The sequence below is a fragment of the Nesterenkonia maliinae genome (assembly GCF_051262655.1).
Lineage (GTDB): Bacteria > Actinomycetota > Actinomycetes > Actinomycetales > Micrococcaceae > Nesterenkonia.
Genome location: NZ_JBIMEY010000001.1, coordinates 963,161 through 981,671 on the forward strand (window position 1 = coordinate 963,161; position 18,511 = coordinate 981,671).

Below are 18,511 nucleotides of genomic sequence, written 5' to 3' on the forward strand. Positions count from 1 at the left end.
TCTGACATGCCCACGTGCACGGGCAGACGATGTGCATCCGATGGAATCCACTCCGCGGTACGGGCCTTCTGGGGAAAACTCTAGCGCATCGAGTCGAACATATCTTCGACTGCCGTCCTCGGCGTGTCCGCTCCGATGGCGCCCCCACGACAGAACACCGACCGGCGAGTGTCCGCCCGCCCGAGCGACGGCCCGGACAGACAGCAACGCCCAGGTCAGCGAGCGACGCCCTGGGTCAGCGAGCGACGGTCGGGGCGGCCACCGGGTCGGCGAGGCTCAGCTCTTGGGGACGATGTCTCGCCCGAGCCGACGGTCGGCGGGGACATCCTGCTGCTCACAGACTGCGTCCCAGACGTCGCGAGGACTCACCCCGGCCTCGAGCGAGGACTTCACGGTCAGCTGGTACTTGCTCAGCACCAAGGAATCGGCCAGCACGTGGGCGTAGTTCGGTCCGAACTCGCCCTCCATGAGGAACCAGAAGCGGCTTTCTCTCAAGAGACCCTCTTGTCTTCTGCAACGTTCACAGCGGCCGGGACGGTGGACCCCTGGGCGAGCGCTGGATCGTGCTCGGCGTCGAACTCGGTATAGGACTGGTTGAGCTTGGCCAGGAGCCGGGACAGCGTCTCGATCTCCTGCTCCTGCCACGGCGTAAGCATCTGCAGGTATCGCTCGGCCCTGTCCCCCTGGGCGGATTCCAGCCGGGCGCGACCCTCTTCGGTGAGCGAGACCATCTGCGCACGGCCGTCATCGGGATCGGTGGCCTTCTCGATGAATCCGCGATTCTCCAGCGTGCTGAGCTGACGCGACAGGGTCGGCTTGCCGATCCCGAGGTGTCGGGCGATCGCCGTCATGCGTTGCGGGCCCATCTGCTGCAGCGTCGCGAGCACGGAGTAGGACGCGGGTTCGATCTCCGAGTCGATCTGACGCGCCAGCTGCAAGGCGTTGAATCGGCGCCGGACGAAGAGTCGGTTGAACTCCTGCTCCAGCTCGTGGACTTTGGCGCGTCGATCGAAGCTTTCCATGAGCAACAGTCTAGGACAGCTTGGGAGGGCAGCCCATGAGGCGCCCTCCCAAGCTGAATCTATGACTTCTCATGCGCAGGTTCCGGTGGTCCCCGGACGTCGATACCCCTGCTCTGTCGGCGCGCAGGCTGCCGGTGGCTTTGCGTCCTGAGCCTGCAGGAGCCGAACCTCTTGGACCCGAGCTTTCAGACCTGAGAACCTTCAGGACCCGCTGCGGGCCAGCTCTTCGCGGGTCAGCGCGTCGGGCACGCGATCTGGAACGACTCCGCCGCCGAACTCGCGCTGGAACTCGGTAGGTACGGTGTCGGGGACGTGGAGGCCCTCAGCTGTGGCGATGCGCTCCGCGACCTGTGACAGCATCGTGGACAGCGGCACCTCCAGGGCGGAGCAGATCGAGGCGAGCAGCTCCGAAGAGGCTTCCTTCTGACCACGTTCCACCTCGGAGAGGTATCCCAGGGACACTCGCGCATCGTGGGAGACGTCTCGGAGGGTGCGGCCCTCGGCCTGACGAATGCTGCGCAGAACGTCACCGATCTCTTGGCGCAGGACCACTCCCTTGGACTCTCGGGGCTGGGTCGTGGCAGTGCCGTCGACGTCCATATCTTTCCATCGGGTCACGCCGTTGACGGTGACTGGTTGTCTCACCATGGACTCACTCCTCTTTCGGTATGTTCCACCTGTGGTCAACGGTCTTCGCAGGTGTTTTCTTCCCGGTGTGGCTGCAGGTCCTAATGTGTCTCTACTCTAGTCGGGATCCCCGATGCCGTGAGGCTCGGTGAGCAAGAAGTCTTCGACAAGTTTCAAAGCGCCCTCCACCGAGGCGGCGCGGATCTCGGCGCGGTCCCCGGTCAGATCCAGCAGCAGCGAACCGGAGAGCCACGTCTCGGAGGTCTCTGGGCCGAGGCCGGCGGCGGCGGGCTCACACCCCTCGGGCAGACGCAGCCTGAGCCGCTCGGCCTCGCTCTTCCTGCAGGCCAGCCCGAGATAGACGGTGCCGACGTCTTTGCCTCCGTGGGGCTCCGGTCCGGCCACGCCGGTCGTGGCGATGCCGATATCGGCTCCGGTGCAGAACGCGACGCCTCGGGCCATCGCGGCCGCGACGTCGGGATCCACGGCGCCGCGGTCACTGAGCAGCTCCGCGTCCACGTCGAGAACATTACGTTTCACTGCGCTGGAATAGGCGACGACGCCGCCCAGCAGCGCGACCGAGGTGCCCGGAACCTCCGCGATCCGGGAGGACAGTCCCCCGGCGGTCAGCGATTCGGCGGTGGCCAGGGTGAGTCCGCGGTGGCCCAGGCCCTGGATGATGGTGCGCGGCTGGGTCCGGAGCTCGGCGGTGCGGGCGACCTCTCCGGCGTCGCCGGAGAGCGTTCCCAGCCCCCCGGAGGCTTCAGTCATGGTCGGGATCTCGGGCGGGATCGGCGGCACCCGCGCGTTCCTTCCGGACGCGGCGGCGCATCCTGATCGCGGAGAACAGGTAGTCGAATCCGGTGACCACTGTGACGACCAGCGCGAGGATCATGATCCAGAAAGCGACGTCGGCCAGCCAGCCGGCGAAGACCACCAGCGGCAGCAGCATCAGCAGAAGACCGGCGGACTGCAGCACGGTCTTGAGCTTTCCGCCGCGGGAGGCCGGCATGACGCCGTAGCGGATCACGACCATGCGCAGCACGGTGACCCCGAGCTCGCGGGCGAGGATCACGATGGTCACCCACCAGGGCAGCTCACCGAGCAGCGACAGCATGACCAGCCCGGCGCCGATCAGCAGTTTGTCCGCGATCGGGTCGGCGATCTTGCCGAAGTCGGTGACCAGGTTGCGGGAGCGGGCGAGGTCGCCGTCGATCTTATCGGTGAGCACGGCCAGGGCGAAGACCCCGGCTGCGGCCCAGCGCCAGCCGCCGTTGCTGGCCTCGACGGATCCTGGACCGAACACCTGGCCCTCGGTGTCGAGGACCAGGAACCAGATGAAGACCGGGACCAGCGCGATGCGCACCATGGTCAGGACGTTGGCGATGTTGAGCAGCGGCGGTTCGGTCCGTTGCCCGCCCTCTGCGGCTCGTTCGCGGGGTGTGTCAGTCATGAGCTTCTCAGCGTCCCGTCAGTTCCCACATGTCCTCGCCGGACGTGGAGTCGTGCCCGTCATGATAGTCGCTCGCCTGCGGCAGGGCCGCCGTGCGTTCGGCGAGGTCACGGGCGATCAGATCGGCGCTGGAGAGCGAGGCCCGGCTGACCTGGCGCTGCCCGACAGCATGGGTGGGGGCGGTCTGGGTGGGCTCGTTCTGGCCGTGGGCGGCGTAGTCGCTGCCCTCGCGCGGCTGAACCGGCTGGATCTCGGTGGGCTGGGTGCCGGGATAGCCGGCAGCATCTGGCGCCGAGGCGGCCGAGACTGCTGAGGCCGTCGAATGCCCCGAGGGGGCCGAGTGGGCCGACGCGGCGGAGTGTCCGGAGGCCACCGAGTAGGCAGACTCGGCGTAGCCGGCGCTCGGCGCTGCAGCCTGACCCGGCTCCCGCGCGCCGAGAACCCCGTTGGGGGCGGTCTGGACCGACTGGCCGGGCTCGTATTCGATCCCGGTGTTGTCGTACGCCTCGGGCGCGGCCTCGCTCGGGGCCGCGGCGCGCGGCTCCTCGCCGCGCATCATCGCCAGCAGTCCGGGGAGCTCCTCCGGGGTGACCAGCACGTCGCGGGCCTTGGAGCCCTCCGAGGCGCTGACCACGCCGCGCGACTCCATCAGGTCCATCAGGCGTCCTGCCTTGGCGAAGCCCACGCGCAGCTTCCGCTGAAGCATCGAGGTGGAGCCGAACTGCGTGGTGACCACCAGTTCGGTGGCCTGGAGCAGCACATCGAGATCGTCGCCGATGTCCTCGTCGATCTTCTTGGAGACCTTCTCGGGCACCACATCTTCGCGGTACTGGGCCTTGAGCTGGGACTTCACGTGCTCGACCACCGCGTGGACCTCGGAGTCGTTCACCCAGGCTCCCTGCACGCGCATCGGGTTGGGCCGGCCCGCAGGCAGGAACAGTGCATCGCCCTGTCCGAGCAGCTTCTCGGCGCCCACGGAGTCCAGCACCACCCGGGAGTCGGTGGAGGACGAGGTCGCGAAGGCCATCCGGGAGGGGATGTTCGCCTTGATCAGGCCGGTCACCACGTTGACCGAGGGGCGCTGAGTGGCCAGCACCAGGTGGATGCCGGCGGCGCGGGCGAGCTGGGTGATGCGCACGATCGAGTCCTCGACGTCGCGCGGGGCGACCATCATCAGGTCGGCGAGCTCATCGACGATGACCAGCAGGTATGGGTACGGGCGCAGGTCGCGCTTGGAGTCCGGCGGGAGCTGGATCGCGCCGTTGCGCACGGCCTTGTTGAAGTCGTCCACGTGCTTATAGCCGAAGTGGGCGAGATCGTCGTAGCGGTTGTCCATCTCCTTGACCACCCACTGCAGCGCCTCGGCGGCCTTCTTGGCGTCGGTGATGATCGGTGTGACCAGGTGCGGGACGCCTTCGTAGGCCGTGAGCTCCACCCGCTTGGGGTCCACCATGACCAGGCGGACCTCGTCGGGGGTGGCGCGCATCAGGATCGAGGTGACCATGGAGTTCACGAACGCGGACTTGCCCGCGCCCGTGGCGCCGGCGACGAGCAGGTGCGGCATCTTCGCCAGGTTTGCGACGACGAATCCGCCCTCCACGTCCTTGCCCACACCCATGACCATCGGGTGCTCGGTCTTGCGGGCGGCGTTGGAGCGCAGCACGTCGCCCAGGGCGACGACTTCCTTGTCCTTGTTCGGAATCTCGATGCCGATGGCGGACTTGCCCGGGATCGGCGAGAGGATGCGGACCTCGTTGGAGGCCACGGCCAGGGAGATGTTCTTTTCCAGCCCGGTGACCTTCTCCACCTTTGTGCCGGGGACCAGCTCGACCTCGTAGCGGGTGACCGTCGGGCCGCGGGAGAACCCGGTGACCTGCGCGTCGACCTTGAACTGCTGGAAGGTCTGGTTCAGCGCGTGGACGATCTCGTCATTGGCAGCGGTGTGCTCCTTCGCCGGTGGACCGGAGGGCAGCAGTCCTTGTTCGGGAAGCGTGTAGGTGACGTCTCCGCCGAGGGTGAGCTGCTCGGAGCGCACCGGCATCGCGGCGGCCGGAGCGGGCGCCTCCGGGTTCGGGTTCCGCTTCAGTCCGGCCGAGGACGGAACGCCCGACGGCGGCACGGCGGGTGCTGCTGCGGCGGTTGCGGCTGCGGCGGAGTCGGCCTTGTCCCGGGCGCGCTGGATCGCGCGCTCCTGGGCGGTGGGGCGACGCACGCCGGCAGGCACCGCCGGGGAGCTGAAGGAGTCCTCCTCGGACTCGTCGAAGACCGGATCCTCGTAGGCGCCCTCGGTGGCGCGCCTGGCCTCGTGATCCTCATGCCCGAAGGACTCGGTGTCCGAAGACTCGGCATCGGAGTCCTCGGTGTTCTGCTTGGATCCCATGATCTTGGAGAGCAGGGACTTCTTCGGGTGGGCCTCATCGGTGGCCTCGGCGTGCCGGGCGGCACGGCGCGGACGGGCCGGAGCGTCGTCGTCGGACTTCGACGGCGCGGGCGGGGCTGACTGGCGCTTGGGCTTCTGGCCGGGCTTCTGCGCCGAATCCTGCCGCTGAGCGGCTCCACCGGTGGGCAGGTTCGGGTCCTCGAGGGTTTCGCGGCGCTCCCCGACGATGAAGCTCTTGGCGACCGCGACACGGTCCGGCACCCGGCGCAGCGGGGTGTCGGTGAGGATCAGGAGTCCGGAGAGCAGCGCGATGATCAGCAGCGCCCAGACCGGATACGGGGTCACCAGGGAGGCCAACGGCACGCTGACCAGGTAGCCGATGACTCCCCCGGAGTTCAGCAGCGCCGTGAAGGTGCCGTCCTCGCCGATGGTGAAGGCCTGGTTGATCGTGGGCAGACCGTTGGCCAGGTGCACGATGCCGGCGGAGGCGACCAGGATGATGGCGCTGCCCGCGGCGATCCGGGCATTGCCGCCGTGGTCCTGCGGTGCGCGGAAGTAGCGCACGGCGGCGATGAAGAGGATCAGCGGCAGGATCACCGAGGCCCAGCCGAAGGTTCCCGCCGTGGAGGTGTGCACCAGGTTCAACGCCCAGTGGTCCAGGGCGCGGGCTCCCCACCAGTCGACCACCGCGGTGAGCAGCGCGAGCAGGAAGAACACCAGTCCGGCGCCGTCGCGGCGATCGTCGGGGTGAATCTTCACCTGCCGCCCGATCCCGCGCACGGCGGAGGCCACCGGCGTGGCCAGGGCCAGCCAGAAGCCGCGCGCGGCGGAGGCCAGCAGGTTCCCACGCGGGGCGTCTGCTGGTGGAACGGAGGGATTCTTCGACGTCGTCGCGCGACCGGCAGCACTCTTGGAGGTCTTGCTTCCTTTGGTGCTGGCGGCTCGCGAGGGGGAAGTACGTGTCGCCATACTGGCTAACCTACCCTCGATGCCGGGTCCGGTCACCGATCGGCACACCTTTCGACTTGGTCACAGCGGTGGTCCGGAGACCGCCGGAGACGCCGCTGGGCCCCGCGTGATGCGAGGCCCAGCGGTGTGACGGTGTCGAGAAGAGGATCAGGTCTCGACGACCACCGGAACGATCATCGGCTTGCGGCGCAGCTTGCGCGCCACCCAGGAGCCCATGGTTCGGCGCACGATCTGCTGCAGCTGATGCGTGGTGTGCTCCTTGTTGTCCTGGATCGCCTCAGTCAGCGCGCGGGAGATCTTCGGCTTGATGTCCTTGAAGACCTGATCCTCCTCGGCGACGCCGCGGGCGTGGATGTCGGGTCCGGAGATGATCTTGCCGGTCTGCCGGTTGACCACTACGACCACCGAGATGAAGCCCTCTTCGCCCAGGACGCGGCGGTCCTTGAGGTCGTTGTCGGTGATCTCGCCGATGGAGGAGCCGTCCACGTAGACGTAGCCGCATTCGACCTGGCCGACGATCTGCGCGACGCCGTTGTGCAGATCGACCACGGTGCCGTCGTCGGCGAGGATGACCCGGTCGCTGGGGACCCCGGTCTCCTCGGCGAGCTTGCCGTTGGCGATCAGGTGGCGGGTCTCGCCGTGGACCGGCATCACGTTCTTGGGCTCGACGATGTTGTAGCAGTAGAGCAGCTCACCGGCGGAGGCGTGTCCGGAGACGTGGACCTTCGCGGTGCCCTTGTGGATCACATCGGTGCCGAGCTTGAGCAGCCCGTTGATCACGCGGAAGACCGCGTTCTCATTGCCGGGGATCAGCGAGGAGGCCAGGATGACGGTGTCGCCCTCGCCCACCTGGATCGGGTGGTCGCCGTTGGCCATGCGCGAGAGCGCCGCCATCGGTTCGCCCTGGGAGCCGGTGGACATCAGGACCACCTCGGAGTCGGGGTAGTTGTCCACCTTCTTCATGTCCACCAGGATGCCCTCGGGGACGTCGAGGAAGCCCAGCTTCGAGGCGATGCCCATGTTGCGCACCATGGAGCGGCCGACGAAGGCCACCTTGCGGTTGTGCGCGTGGGCGGCGTTGAGGACCTGCTGCACGCGGTGCACGTGGGAGGAGAAGGAGGCGACGATGATCCGTCGGTTCGATGTGCCGAAGAGCTGGTCCAGGGTCGGTCCGATCTCCTTCTCCGGAGTCGTGAAGCCGGGGACGTCGGCGTTGGTGGAGTCGGTGAGGAACAGATCCACGCCCTCTTCGCCGAGCTTGGCGAAGTGGCGCAGGTCGGTGATCCGGCCGTCCAGGGGCAGCTGGTCCATCTTGAAGTCGCCGGTGTGCAGCACGGTGCCGGCCTCGGTGCGGATGAACACCGCCAGCGCGTCCGGGATGGAGTGGTTGACCGCGACGAACTCGCACTGGAAGGGGCCGAAGTCCTCGACGTCGCCCTCCTGGACCTCGAGGGTATATGGCTTGATCCGATGCTCGGCGAGCTTGGCCTCGATGAAGGCCAGGGTCAGCGTGGAGCCGATCAGGGGGATGTCGGGCTTCTTGCGCAACAGGTACGGGACGGCGCCGATGTGGTCCTCGTGACCGTGGGTGAGGACCAGACCGACGACGTCGTCGAGCCGATTCTCGATGTAGCTGAAGTCAGGAAGGATCAGGTCCACACCGGGCTGTTCCTCTTCGGGGAAGAGGACGCCGCAGTCGACGATCAGCAGCTTGCCGCCGATCTCGAAGACCGTCATGTTGCGCCCGACCTCCCCCAGGCCGCCCAGGGCGACGGTGCGCAGAGTGCCGCGGCGTAGTTTCGGTGGAGTGATGAGGCGCTGTGCTGCCAAGGTGAGTTTCCTCCTCGAGAGATCCGGGTAGGGATCTCAATAATGTTGTGGTTGCGATGTCTGCCCTGGCTGGGCGTCCGGTGCGGACGCCTCGCTCAGAGCTGCCAGCCTGCCTCGCGCAGGTCGGCGATGATCAGCTGTTTCTCAAGTTCATTGGCCTGCACCAGGGGCAGGCGGACGCCGGGGTGCATGCCGGTGCCGAGCCAGTTCAGCACCTGCTTGCAGGAGACTGCGCCCTGGACACGGGTCATCATGGCGCGGATGACGGGGCCGAGCTCGCCGTGGGCGATGCGGGCCTCGCGCAGCTCGTAGTTGAGCACCGCGTCGATCATGCGACGGAAGGTCGGGGATGCCACATGGGCGGTGACCGAGACGACGCCGGCGGCGCCCATGGCCATCCAGGCGAGCACGTTCTGGTCATCGCCGGAGTAGACCTCGAGGTCGGTCTTGGTCAGCACCTCGGTGGTGGCGGTGATGTCGTTCTTCGCGTCCTTGAGCGACATGATGTGCGGGTGCTCGGCGAGCTTCAGGATCGTCTCGGTGGCGATCGGGATGCCGGTGCGGCCGGGGATGTCATAGATCATCAGCGGCAGGTCCGCGGCGTTGGCCACCGCGGTGAAGTGCGCGAAGACGCCGTCCTGGCTGGGCTTGTTGTAATACGGGGTGACCACCAGCTGACCGTCGGCTCCGGCCCGCTCGGCTCGCTTGGCCATGAGCAGGTCGTGGTCGGTGTGGTTGGTGGCGGTGCCGGCGATGACCTTGGCCCGGTCTCCGACGGCGGACTTGGCCGCGCGGACCAGGGACTCCTTCTCGTGGTCCTCCAACGTGGAGGTCTCGCCGGTGGTGCCTGAGACCACCAGGGAGTCGTTGCCTTCATCGACGAGTCGCACGGCGAGTGCCTCGAAGGCGTCGAAGTCGATCTTGTCGTCAGGGGTGAACGGGGTCACCATCGCCGTGATCAGATGCCCGAAGTACGGGTCGGTCTGATCCGGGTGCTGAACCTGCCCCTCCATGAGGTGCGGATCGAATTCGTGTGTGGGCTCGTTGTCGCTTGCCATGGGCAACAGCCTACCGCCTGGGCTCCGCCGCCGGGCGAGCGACGGGCGGGAACCCGAGAGCTGACCTCCGCCGTGACCCCGGCGGGAGGTCAGCTCTCGGCGTCCTCCATGGGACCTGCGGCCAAAGTGGTGCCGCTGTGGCTGGGGTCGCCGTCGAAGTGTTCGTGCGAGACGTCGACCACCGGATACTGGCTCAGGTCGATGCCGGCGGGGACGCTGAAGGTGTTGGACCCGGCGGTGGCGGCGCCGAGCGAGATGAGCTGGGACCCGTCTTCGTCGCGCAGCCACACCTCGAAGTAGCCGGCCTCCGGATCCGGGGCGGCGGAGATCTCGATGGTCAGCTCCAGATCGCCCGCGTCGGTCTCGACCATCTCGGCGCGGCCGGTGAAGTCCTCGGCGGCCACCGGCTCCAGGGTGGCGTCGCCGAGCACGGTCGGTCCCGCCACCGGGGGTTCGATCTGAGGTGCGTCGTCCTGGCCCAGCAGTGCGGCAACCGCCGCGCCGCCGAGCACCGCGCCGGCGGCGGCTGCGGCGAGCGGGATCCAGAGACGGCTGCGCGACGTCTGCCCGCCGTCGCTACGAGCGCGCCCCGAACCCGGGGCCCGGCGTCGGTCCCTCCGGCGGTCCTGGGGTCGGTCCTGGGGGTTCAACGGCGTGACCGTGGCGACGCCGCGGCGCTGGTCGGGAGTCTGGTCAGAGATCTGGTCGGAGCTCTGGTCCCGGGTTCGATCTCGGTCTTGATCTGAGGATGCGGCGATCTCGGCGGCGATTCGATCCCAGAGCTCCGCAGGGGGTTCGAGGATCGCGGCCGGATCACGCAGAGCCACCAGGGCGCGCTCGGTGGCCTCGAAGGCCGCGCGGCAGGGAACGCAGAGCGCGAGGTGCTCACGCTGAGCGGCGCCAAGCGGCTCGGTCGAGGACTCGAGGTGGGCGGATTCGGACTCAGCGCCGTCGGCTGCGGAGAGTCGAGGGTCGGCCAGGATGGCCAGATGCTCGTCTGTCAGGTGCCCGTTGGTGCCGAAGCCGTCGCGTGACGAAGGCTGTTCAGTCAATGTGCACCTCCAGACTCTGTCTCATTCGTGCCAGGCCCCGGTGGACATGGGATTTCACGGTGCCGAGCGGCATCTCCAGGCGTTCCGCGATGGTCTTGAGCGGAAGGTCCTCGGTGTAGGCCAGGCGAATTATCTCATTCTGCGGCGGTCCCAGCTGATTCAGGCTCTGTTGCACCACCACCCGGTCGACGACGGCGTCGGCGGGCTGTGGCGCCACGTTGCGCACCGCCGCATCGGCTCCGGCCTCAGCGGCCTGGTGGTCTCGCTCGCGTCGGGCGAAGACGTCCGCGATCACCCGTCGGGTGATCCCGGTGAGCCAGGCGCCGGTGGGCTGGGTGACGTCATAGGTGTCCCGCGAGCGCCAGGCACGCGTGAACACCTGTTGGGTGGCGTCTTCGGCGTCCTGCCGATGCCGAAGCGCGGCCATGCACAGGGAGAACACGAAGGCCGAGTGCTGCCGGTAGAGGTCCTGCATCGCTGCGGGCTCCCCGGCCGCGAAGCGCATCGCAAGGTGCTGCTGATCCAGAGCGTCTCCTCGGTCGGGGTGCAGGGACAGGGTCGGCGAAACCAGGAACGTCGCCCGCTCAGTCGAGGGGCTCGGCGACCACGATGACGTTGTCCGCATAGCTGCCGCGTTCATCGATCCACTGACCCCCGCAGGTGATCAGCACGAGACGGTGCTGCCCGGTCCGCTCGAAGTACGGAGCGAAGTCCAGACCGTCTTTGCCGAGCTGTTCCACCTGTGTGACTTCATAGTGGTGGGCGACACCGGCTTCGTCAAGGACGGTCACCTCCTCGCCGGGGCGGGAGTCCTTCAAGGCGTAGAGGGGACCGACCGGCGTCTCCACGGAACCGGCATGGGCCGAGATGACTGTGGTGCCGACCTCATCGGCCGGCGCCTTGCCGAATTCGTACCAGGCAGCCTGCGCGGCGTCGTCGGGGATGTCCATCTGACCATCGCTGGCGACGCCGCGCGGCTCAACCGGGATATCCGCATCGATCTCCGGATAGAGCAGCTGGACCGGCTCAGGGGTGGGCTCCTGTTGCCCCTGATCGGCTGGCTGCACCGGCACGGACCCCGGGTTCAGTGCGGATGGAGCGGCCTCCGGAGATCCAGGGGCCTCCGGCGAAGGGGATGACGCCGAAGGCTCCTGGGGTTCTCCGGAGGCCGAGACCGTCGCCGCCGGGCCCTCGGAGCTCTCCGCAGATCCCATGGCGCACCCTGTTGCGGCCAGCGAAGCGGTGAGCACGAGGGCCAGGCCGGCGGTGTGACCCGCCTGCCGGCGACGACGGTGGTTTTTCATCTCAGGCGCGGCTCTTGGCGCGGACACCCATGGCCACGGTGCCGACCCCGATCAGGGCCAGCACGCCGATGCCGGCGACCCAGCCGGCGGTGGACTGGCCGGCCGCGACCTCGAAGTTACCGGTGGGCACACCGTCCGGTGCGGAGTGGTGTGCGTCGACGGTCTGCGTGGCGAGGGCCAGGTTGCCGGCCTCCGCGGAGCCCCAGGCGTAGACGATCGTGTTGACGCCTTCGGCGACGTCGACATCAGCCGGGCCGAGGACCGGATCAGACTCACCGGTAAGGGAGACGGCTGCCTCGAGGGTGCCGGCGGGGAGGTCCAGGGATGCCTCGTCCGGGTTGGCCAGCGCCTCGACGGCGACCTCGCCATTGGCCCAGATGTCGACCTCGGGGGCAGCTGCGACGTGGCGCACGGTCAGGCGACCTTCACCGGCGGCCAGCTCTGAGGTGTCGTTCACGAACGGGGTCACCGTCGGGTTTCCGTCAGCGTCAAGATGAGCGGCGGCGGTGTAGTTGCCGCCAGCCTCGAGGGAGACATCAACGGGACCGAGCACCGGATCTGAATCGTCTTCGGCGTCGGCGGCGGTGATAGCCACCGAGTAGTCGCCGCCGGGCAGCTCGAGCGGACCGGCCAGGTCACCCGGGTTGAAGTCATCGAGGGTCAGCTCACCGTTGACGTAGACGTCCACGGGGAGATCCGGCACGGCGTGCAGCACGGAGAGGTGGGCCGAGGCATCGTGCTCGTCGGCGTAGGCGGGGGCCGCAGTGGCGGCGATGGCCATACCGACCAGAGCGGTGGTGGCGAGTGGAAGTGACTTGCGCATGGCGATGTCCTTTCAGGGTGCCTGAAGGCAGTGATGGTGATCACTTTTTGTGCTCACACCATAACTACCGTCGGGGTGCCGAAAAGGTTGCAGCCGGAGCGAAACTTTTTCCGCGCGGACGCTTGGAGGAGTCCTCGACGCTCACTCGGGGAGTCTTGGACGCTCCCACGTGGAGTCTTCGCATGGGACGGCACCGAGGAGGCAGTAACGTACGTGCTGTGAACAAAGCTGGCACCACCTCCCTCCGCACGCGGCGCATCTCCGGAGTCGATGCTGCTCGCGGCCTCGCGCTTCTGGGCATGATGACCGTCCACGCGCTGCCCACGATCACCGAGTCGGGTCAGGAAGCTAGCTGGGCCGGACTGCTGTTCACCGGTCGACCGTCGGCGTTGTTCGCGATGCTGGCCGGAGTGGGACTCTCGCTGCTCAGCGGCGGCGCCGGCCGGGGCCATGCCGGCGCGCAGCTCGCCGGTGACCGCAAGGCGATTGCGATGCGCGCCGTCATCGTCGTGCTGATCGGGCTTGTCGTGGCCTCCTTGAACTCCGGGGTGGCGATCATCCTGGTGCACTACGGGCTGCTCTTTCTGCTGGCGCTGCCCTTCCTGCGTCTGGGCGCGGTGCCGCTCTTCGCGCTGGCCGGCGCGTGGGTCGCCGCGGCACCCGTGGCGTTCTGGTGGCTGCACAATGATCTGCGCGGATCCTGGGAGGGCTTCCCGGACACCTGGCGGCTGTGGCACTCCCCCGGCGTCGCGGACCTCTTCACCCCGTCCTTGCTCGGCATGGATCTGGCACTGACCGGGTACTACCCGTTGCTGCTGTGGCCTGCCTACCTCTTCACCGGCATGGCCATCGGTCGGCTTCAGCTGCAACGGGCCCCGACGGCGCTGAGGCTGGCCGTCGTCGGCCTCGGACTGGCGGCGCTGAGCTACGCGGTGCATCTGTGGATGCTCTGGCAGTCCCCGCTCGTGCCTGAGCTGGCCGCCCGCTACGGCTGGTCCAGCCCCGAGATGCGTGCCGAGCTGATGGTCGGGACCTTCCAGGTCCCGCTGGTCACCGAGGACCTCTGGTTCCTCCTGACCACGCCGCATCAGGGCTCCACGATGGATCTGATCCACACCATCGGCACGTCCATGCTTGTGCTGGGGCTGTGCCTGCTGGTCGCGGAGAAGCTGCGCTGGCTGTTGGCCCCGCTGATCGGGGCGGGCGCGATGCCGCTGACCCTCTACGTCGCCCACCTGGTGGTGCTCCACTTCTGGCGCGGCACCCCGGTGCCGGACTTCCTGACCTTCCTCACCGAATATTCACCGATGCAGATGACGCTGATCCTGATCGTCGGCGCGCTCGGTGCGGGCCTGCTGCGCTTCGTGCTGCGCCGCCGCGGCCCGTTGGAGGCGCTCACCCACGCCGCCGGCAACGCCGCCGCCGGCCGCTGAACCCTTCCCCCCGCGTTTTACCGGGCCCTGCGTGCTTCACCGGCCGAGCCGCGGCCCCGGTATCTCACGTAATACCCGGTAGAACGCAGGGGCACGAGACCGTTCAGGCGAGGCGGCGGGCGCCGGCTGAGGGGTGCGCCAGGAACCCGGTGGGCTCGGTGAAGCCGTGCCGGCGGGCGTTGTCCTGGACGGCGGCGAGCAGCCCGTCGAAGGAGTCAGCGTGGATCAGCGCGATCACGCAGCCGCCGAAGCCTCCGCCGACCTGGCGTGCGCCCAGCGCGGGCTGGACATCGACCGAGGCCGGAGCCGAGAGCAGCGTCTCCACCAGGGTGTCGGTCTCTGGCACGGTGATCTCGAAGTCGTCGCGCTGCGAGGCGTGGGAGGCGGTGAGGATCTCACCGAGCTGGGCGTAGGCGCCGGTGCGCAGCGCCTCCCGCGCGGCGAGGACCCGCGCATTCTCGGTGAGCACGTGCCGGACCCGACGCAGGATGACCTCATCGGTGAGCCGCGCGGGCAGGTCCTGGGGCGCGACGCCGTCGTCGTTGAGCTCGCGCAGGCTCGCCACCCCCAGCATCCGGGCGCCGGCCTCGCACTGGGCGCGGCGGGCGGCGTACTCCCCGTCGACCAGCCGGTGCTCGGCCAGGGAGTCGATCACCAGCAGCGCCAGATCATCCTCGACCAGGGTGAAGGGCACTTGTTCGGTGCTCATGCTGCGCGTGTCCAGCAGCAGCGCGTGCTCGGCCTCGGCGGCGACCGAGGCCATCTGGTCCATGATCCCGCAGGGCATGCCCACGAAGTCGTTCTCCGCGTGCTGGGCGAGACGGGCCAGCTCCGCGGCGGGCAGGGCGACGCCGGCCAGCTCGGTGGCGGCGAGCCCCACCGAGCACTCCAGGGCGGCCGAGGAGGAGAGCCCCGCACCGATGGGCACTGTGGAGTCGATGAGCAGATCCAGTCCGGGAAGCATGTGCCCGCCCTGTTCCAGCGACCAGAACATCCCGGCGGCGTAGGCGGCCCAGCCCTCGACGACGCCGGGAGCCAGCCCGTCCAGGCTGAACTCGGCGGTCTCGCCGTTGAGCAGCGAGCGCACGTGGACGATCCGGTCCTCGCGGACAGCGGCGGCCACCTCGCTGACCTGCGGCAGGGCGAAGGGCAGCACGAAGCCGCCGTTGTAGTCGGTGTGCTCCCCGATCAGGTTGACCCGGCCGGGCGCGGCCCAGATCCCGCTGCAGGGGCGGCCGTAGCCGGCCTGGAACTTCTCGGCCAGCGAAAGGTGCTCTGAGTTCATGCAGTGCCTCCGGGGGTTGTTGTTCCAGGGGTTGTGGCTGCGGAAGCCGGATCCGCGGTGGGTGCGCCGTGGGCCGGGGTCTCGACCTCGTGGCCCAGCGCGGACCAGGCGTCGGCGACCATCTCGCGGACCTGACGGGTCGGGGTCCAGCCGAGCCGCTCCAGCGCGCGGGCTCCGGAGGCCACCAGCACCGCCGGGTCTCCCGCGCGGCGCGGTTCCTCCACGGCCGGGACCTCGGCTCCGGTGACCTCGCGGACGGCATCGATGACCTGCCGCACCGAGGTGCCGGTGCCGGTGCCCAGGTTGTAGATCTCGTGGGTCGAGGGTTCTGCGGCCTCCAGGGCGCGCAGGTGCGCCTCGGCCAGGTCGAGCACGTGGATGTAGTCGCGCACGGCCGTGCCGTCTTCGGTCGGGTAGTCCGTGCCGAAGATGCTGGCGGACTCCTTCTCCCCCGCGGCGACCTTGAGCAGGTTCGGGATCAGATGGGTCTCCGGGTCGTGCCGTTCGCGCAGGGCCCCGGAGGCGCCGGCCACGTTGAAGTAGCGCAGGCTGATCGCGGCAAGCCCGTGGGCGTGGGCCTCCGCGGTGAGCATGTGATCGATGGCCAGCTTCGACGCCCCGTAGGGGTTGGTCGGCATGGTCGGATCGGATTCGGCGATGCTGGATCCGGCGGGCTCGCCGTAGACCGCGGCGGTGGAGGAGAACACCAGTCGGCGGACCCCGGCTGAGCGCATCGCGTCGAGCAGGGCGAGGGTAGCGACGATGTTGCCGTGCCAGTAGCGCTCCGGATGGCTCACCGACTCCCCCACCAGGGAGCGGGCGGCGAGGTGAATGACCCCGTCGAAGCTGGAGTCGAGGATCTCACCGACCTGGAGCAGCTCGGTCTGGTGCCAGCGCGCGCCCTCCAGGAGCGAGTCGGCGTGGCCGGTGCTCAGGTTGTCCAGGACCTCCACGGTGTGGCCCTCGGCGAGCAGCCGCTGCACCACCACTGATCCGATATACCCGGCACCGCCGGTGACCAGCAGCTTCATGGTGTCTCCTCTGTGTCGGTGGGTGTTGCTGTGCGTGTGGTGCTCGTTGATTCTGCCGCGCCTGTTTCGGCCGAGCCTGTTTCGGCCGTGTCTGATTCTGCCGTCTGCGGCCCGATGGCCACCAGTCGCCGTGCCGTCTCCTCCGGGGCGATGTCGTTGATGAACACGCCCATCCCGGATTCGGAGCCGGCCAGGTACTTCAGCTTGTTCTCTGCCCGGCGGATGGAGAACAGCTGCAGGTGCAGCCGCATCAGCCCGGGCTCTGCGGACGCGGGCGCCTGCTGCCAGCCGGAGATGTACGGGAGGGGCGCGTCGAAGAGCAGGTCTCCGCGGCGCAGCAGGTCCAGGTAGAGCGCGGCGAAGTCATCGCGTTCGGCGTCGGTGAGCTCGGGCAGCCGTTCCACCGCGCGGTGCGGGTAGATGTGCAGCTCCACCGGCCAGCGCGCCCAGGCGGGGATGAAGGCCGTCCAATGCTCCGTGCGCGCGACGATCCGCCGGCCGTCGGTGACCTCGCTGGCCAGGATGTCGGTGAACAGGTCGGCGTTGCGGCGGGCACGGTAGTCCGCAGCGGAGTCCAGCAGGGTGCGGGTGCGCGGGGTGATGAAGGGGTAGCCGTAGATCTGCCCGTGCGGGTGGTTCAGCGTCACCCCGATCTCCTCGCCGCGGTTCTCGAAGCAATACACCTGCTCGACGCCGGGCTCGGCGAGCATCGCGGCCGTGCGGTCCGCCCAGGCGTCCACCACGGTGCGCATCCGCCTCACGCTGACAGCTCCGAGCTGGGATGTGTGCTGATCGGTGAAGCAGACCACCTCGCAGCGGCCGGAGCCGGGCTGGCGCAGCCCGGCGGCCTCCTGCGCCGCCGTCGTCGTGCTGAGCAGGTCCTCGGGGATCGGGACGTCGCCGCGGAAGGAGGGGAACCGGTTCTCGAAGACGACGACGTCGTACTGGCTCTGCGGGACCTCGGTGGCCCGCTCGGGCGTGGAGGGGCACAGCGGGCACTGGTCGGTGGAGGGCAGGTGCGTGCGGTTCTGCCGGGCCGCGGCGATGGCGACCCATTCGCGCAGCAGCGGGTCGTAGCGCATCTCGTTGCCGCCCACAGGTCGGGAGATCTCGCGCCGGTCCTGGACGGTGCGACGCTGGGGCTCGTCGTCGAAGAAGATGATCTCGCGGCCGTCGGCGAGCTGGGCGCGGGTGCGCTGTGCGGCCGGCAGGCTCGGCGCCGGTGACGCAGGCGCAGGCGCGGGCGTGGGAGCGTCGGGGGAAGCGGGTGCGGGTGCAGAGCTGTCGGGGCCGCTGGCGGGGGTGGTCATCGGGGACTCCTGGTCTCAGTGGGTTCGGCAAGGACGAGTGACTCCAGGCGTTCGCGCAAGGCATCCGCGGCGGCGTCGTCGATCCCGGTGTCGGTGATGAGTGTGTGGATCTGCGCGAGCTCGGCGAAGGTGCCCAGGGCGGTGGTGTTCCATTTGCTGTGATCGGCCAGGACGACGGCGCGCGGCGCAGTGCCCAGCCAGGTCCGGTTGGTCTCGGCCTCCTCCAGGTTCGGGGTGGTGAACCCGGCGTCCAGGGCGAATCCGTGGGCTCCGAGGAACACCAGGTCCAGGTGCAGGGAGCGCAGCGCCTGGTTCGCGAGGGGCCCGACCAGCGCGTCGGAGGGGGTCCGCACTCCCCCGGTGAGGATCACGGTCTGCCCCGCGGAGGCGCGCTCGGCCGTCGGCTGCTCCGCGGAGCGATGGAAGATCTCCGCGATCCGTGGGGAGTTGGTGACCACGGTGAGCTCGGCGATCTCGACCAGACGATGCGCCAACGCCCAGGTGGTGGTGCCCGCGGAGAGCCCGATGGACATCCCCGGCTGCACCAGGGTGGCGGCCTCGACGGCGATGGTCTGCTTCTCGGCGCGGCGCTGTGCGGACTTCGCCTGGAAGCCCGGTTCTTCGGTGCGCCGAGGCTGGGAGGCGGCAGTCTCCGCGGGGGTGACCGCTCCCCCGTGGACCTTGTCGATGAGTCCCTGGGCGGCGAGGTTGTCGAGGTCCCGGCGGATGGTCATGTCCGAGACCTCGAAGTGGGACGCAAGCTCGTTGACGCTCACGGCACCGGAGGCGTCGAGCATGGAGACGATCCCGGCGCGGCGTTGTGCTGCCAGCATGGGCTCCCCTCTCCACTCACGATCGTGTCGATCACATTCAAACATAGTTCAACACTTTCCAACACCCCCTCCCCTTCGTTTTACCGGGCCCTCCGTGACAC

The 18,511-nt window shown here is 68.7% G+C and carries 17 protein-coding genes; 1 reads left to right on the top strand and 16 read right to left on the bottom strand.

Going from position 1 to position 18,511, the window contains the following annotated elements:
- Positions 1-276: 276 nt before the first annotated feature.
- The 12 genes from ACHAA4_RS04370 to ACHAA4_RS04425 form a co-directional block, all read right to left on the bottom strand.
- Positions 277-495, bottom strand: coding sequence for a DUF3046 domain-containing protein (locus ACHAA4_RS04370; protein WP_435772939.1), 219 nt, complete (start codon positions 493-495; stop codon positions 277-279).
- The gene (locus ACHAA4_RS04375; protein WP_435772940.1) at positions 492-1,022 is read right to left on the bottom strand and encodes a MarR family winged helix-turn-helix transcriptional regulator; all 531 of its coding nucleotides are present in this window, start codon (positions 1,020-1,022) and stop codon (positions 492-494) included. Before ACHAA4_RS04375 ends, ACHAA4_RS04370 begins: the two co-directional genes overlap by 4 nt.
- A gap of 201 nt (positions 1,023-1,223) precedes the next feature.
- A complete protein-coding gene (locus ACHAA4_RS04380) occupies positions 1,224-1,670 on the bottom strand; it encodes a helix-turn-helix domain-containing protein (RefSeq protein WP_435772941.1) in 447 nt (148 codons plus the stop codon).
- 96 nt (positions 1,671-1,766) lie between these two features.
- Positions 1,767-2,420 carry a CinA family protein gene (locus ACHAA4_RS04385; RefSeq protein WP_435772942.1) on the bottom strand — a complete coding sequence of 218 codons (654 nt, stop codon included), beginning with the start codon at positions 2,418-2,420 and terminating at the stop codon, positions 1,767-1,769.
- Positions 2,413-3,102, bottom strand: coding sequence for a CDP-diacylglycerol--glycerol-3-phosphate 3-phosphatidyltransferase (gene pgsA / locus ACHAA4_RS04390; RefSeq protein WP_435772943.1), 690 nt, complete (start codon positions 3,100-3,102; stop codon positions 2,413-2,415). Before pgsA ends, ACHAA4_RS04385 begins: the two co-directional genes overlap by 8 nt.
- Positions 3,103-3,109: 7 nt before the next feature.
- Complete coding sequence (locus tag ACHAA4_RS04395; RefSeq protein WP_435772944.1) at positions 3,110-6,451, bottom strand: FtsK/SpoIIIE family DNA translocase; 3,342 nt, start codon at positions 6,449-6,451, stop codon at positions 3,110-3,112.
- A 147-nt stretch (positions 6,452-6,598) separates the two neighbouring features.
- A complete protein-coding gene (locus ACHAA4_RS04400) occupies positions 6,599-8,281 on the bottom strand; it encodes a ribonuclease J (protein WP_106122865.1) in 1,683 nt (560 codons plus the stop codon).
- Positions 8,282-8,376: 95 nt separating this feature from the next.
- Complete coding sequence (gene dapA, locus ACHAA4_RS04405) at positions 8,377-9,294, bottom strand: 4-hydroxy-tetrahydrodipicolinate synthase (protein ID WP_435772990.1); 918 nt, start codon at positions 9,292-9,294, stop codon at positions 8,377-8,379.
- Positions 9,295-9,428: 134 nt separating this feature from the next.
- Positions 9,429-10,391, bottom strand: a complete 963-nt coding sequence (locus tag ACHAA4_RS04410; protein WP_435772945.1) for an anti-sigma factor domain-containing protein — start codon at positions 10,389-10,391, stop codon at positions 9,429-9,431.
- Complete coding sequence (locus tag ACHAA4_RS04415) at positions 10,384-10,896, bottom strand: RNA polymerase sigma factor (protein WP_435772946.1); 513 nt, start codon at positions 10,894-10,896, stop codon at positions 10,384-10,386. The genes ACHAA4_RS04410 and ACHAA4_RS04415 overlap by 8 nt, the downstream gene beginning before the upstream one ends.
- A gap of 79 nt (positions 10,897-10,975) precedes the next feature.
- The gene (locus ACHAA4_RS04420) at positions 10,976-11,695 is read right to left on the bottom strand and encodes a class F sortase (RefSeq protein WP_435772947.1); all 720 of its coding nucleotides are present in this window, start codon (positions 11,693-11,695) and stop codon (positions 10,976-10,978) included.
- A 1-nt stretch (position 11,696) separates the two neighbouring features.
- A complete protein-coding gene (locus tag ACHAA4_RS04425) occupies positions 11,697-12,518 on the bottom strand; it encodes a DUF4397 domain-containing protein (protein WP_435772948.1) in 822 nt (273 codons plus the stop codon).
- A gap of 218 nt (positions 12,519-12,736) precedes the next feature.
- Between ACHAA4_RS04425 and ACHAA4_RS04430 the strand changes: the two genes are divergently transcribed.
- Positions 12,737-13,951 (top strand): heparan-alpha-glucosaminide N-acetyltransferase domain-containing protein, encoded by a 1,215-nt coding sequence (locus tag ACHAA4_RS04430; RefSeq protein ID WP_435772949.1) that lies wholly within the window; start codon positions 12,737-12,739, stop codon positions 13,949-13,951.
- 103 nt (positions 13,952-14,054) lie between these two features.
- On the opposite strand, the gene galK is transcribed toward ACHAA4_RS04430, so the two are convergent.
- Genes galK through ACHAA4_RS04450 form a run of 4 tightly spaced genes read right to left on the bottom strand, consistent with a single transcriptional unit; the run spans position 14,055 to position 18,410 of the window.
- On the bottom strand, positions 14,055-15,236 hold the full coding sequence (gene galK / locus ACHAA4_RS04435) for a galactokinase (RefSeq protein ID WP_435772950.1): 1,182 nt from the start codon (positions 15,234-15,236) through the stop codon (positions 14,055-14,057).
- The gene (galE, locus tag ACHAA4_RS04440; protein ID WP_435772951.1) at positions 15,233-16,267 is read right to left on the bottom strand and encodes a UDP-glucose 4-epimerase GalE; all 1,035 of its coding nucleotides are present in this window, start codon (positions 16,265-16,267) and stop codon (positions 15,233-15,235) included. Before galE ends, galK begins: the two co-directional genes overlap by 4 nt.
- Positions 16,264-17,577: a galactose-1-phosphate uridylyltransferase gene (gene galT / locus ACHAA4_RS04445; protein ID WP_435772952.1), complete on the bottom strand. Its 1,314-nt coding sequence runs from the start codon at positions 17,575-17,577 to the stop codon at positions 16,264-16,266. Before galT ends, galE begins: the two co-directional genes overlap by 4 nt.
- Positions 17,574-18,410, bottom strand: a complete 837-nt coding sequence (locus tag ACHAA4_RS04450) for a DeoR/GlpR family DNA-binding transcription regulator (protein ID WP_435772953.1) — start codon at positions 18,408-18,410, stop codon at positions 17,574-17,576. The genes galT and ACHAA4_RS04450 overlap by 4 nt, the downstream gene beginning before the upstream one ends.
- Between the last annotated feature and the right edge of the window lie 101 nt (positions 18,411-18,511).

Excerpts from the sequence above, each read along its gene's own strand:
- galK (WP_435772950.1), bottom strand. The coding sequence starts at position 15,236 with ATGAACTCAGAGCACCTTTCGCTGGCCGAGAAGTTCCAGGCCGGCTAC.
- ACHAA4_RS04375 (WP_435772940.1), bottom strand. The coding sequence starts at position 1,022 with ATGGAAAGCTTCGATCGACGCGCCAAAGTCCACGAGCTGGAGCAGGAG.
- ACHAA4_RS04450 (WP_435772953.1), bottom strand. The coding sequence starts at position 18,410 with ATGCTGGCAGCACAACGCCGCGCCGGGATCGTCTCCATGCTCGACGCC.
- ACHAA4_RS04425 (WP_435772948.1), bottom strand. The coding sequence starts at position 12,518 with ATGCGCAAGTCACTTCCACTCGCCACCACCGCTCTGGTCGGTATGGCC.
- dapA (WP_435772990.1), bottom strand. The coding sequence starts at position 9,294 with ATGGAGGGGCAGGTTCAGCACCCGGATCAGACCGACCCGTACTTCGGG.
- ACHAA4_RS04420 (WP_435772947.1), bottom strand. The coding sequence starts at position 11,695 with ATGAAAAACCACCGTCGTCGCCGGCAGGCGGGTCACACCGCCGGCCTG.
- ACHAA4_RS04395 (WP_435772944.1), bottom strand. The coding sequence starts at position 6,451 with ATGGCGACACGTACTTCCCCCTCGCGAGCCGCCAGCACCAAAGGAAGC.
- ACHAA4_RS04380 (WP_435772941.1), bottom strand. The coding sequence starts at position 1,670 with ATGGTGAGACAACCAGTCACCGTCAACGGCGTGACCCGATGGAAAGAT.
- pgsA (WP_435772943.1), bottom strand. The coding sequence starts at position 3,102 with ATGACTGACACACCCCGCGAACGAGCCGCAGAGGGCGGGCAACGGACC.
- ACHAA4_RS04385 (WP_435772942.1), bottom strand. The coding sequence starts at position 2,420 with ATGACTGAAGCCTCCGGGGGGCTGGGAACGCTCTCCGGCGACGCCGGA.
- ACHAA4_RS04415 (WP_435772946.1), bottom strand. The coding sequence starts at position 10,896 with ATGCGCTTCGCGGCCGGGGAGCCCGCAGCGATGCAGGACCTCTACCGG.
- galE (WP_435772951.1), bottom strand. The coding sequence starts at position 16,267 with ATGAAGCTGCTGGTCACCGGCGGTGCCGGGTATATCGGATCAGTGGTG.
- galT (WP_435772952.1), bottom strand. The coding sequence starts at position 17,577 with ATGACCACCCCCGCCAGCGGCCCCGACAGCTCTGCACCCGCACCCGCT.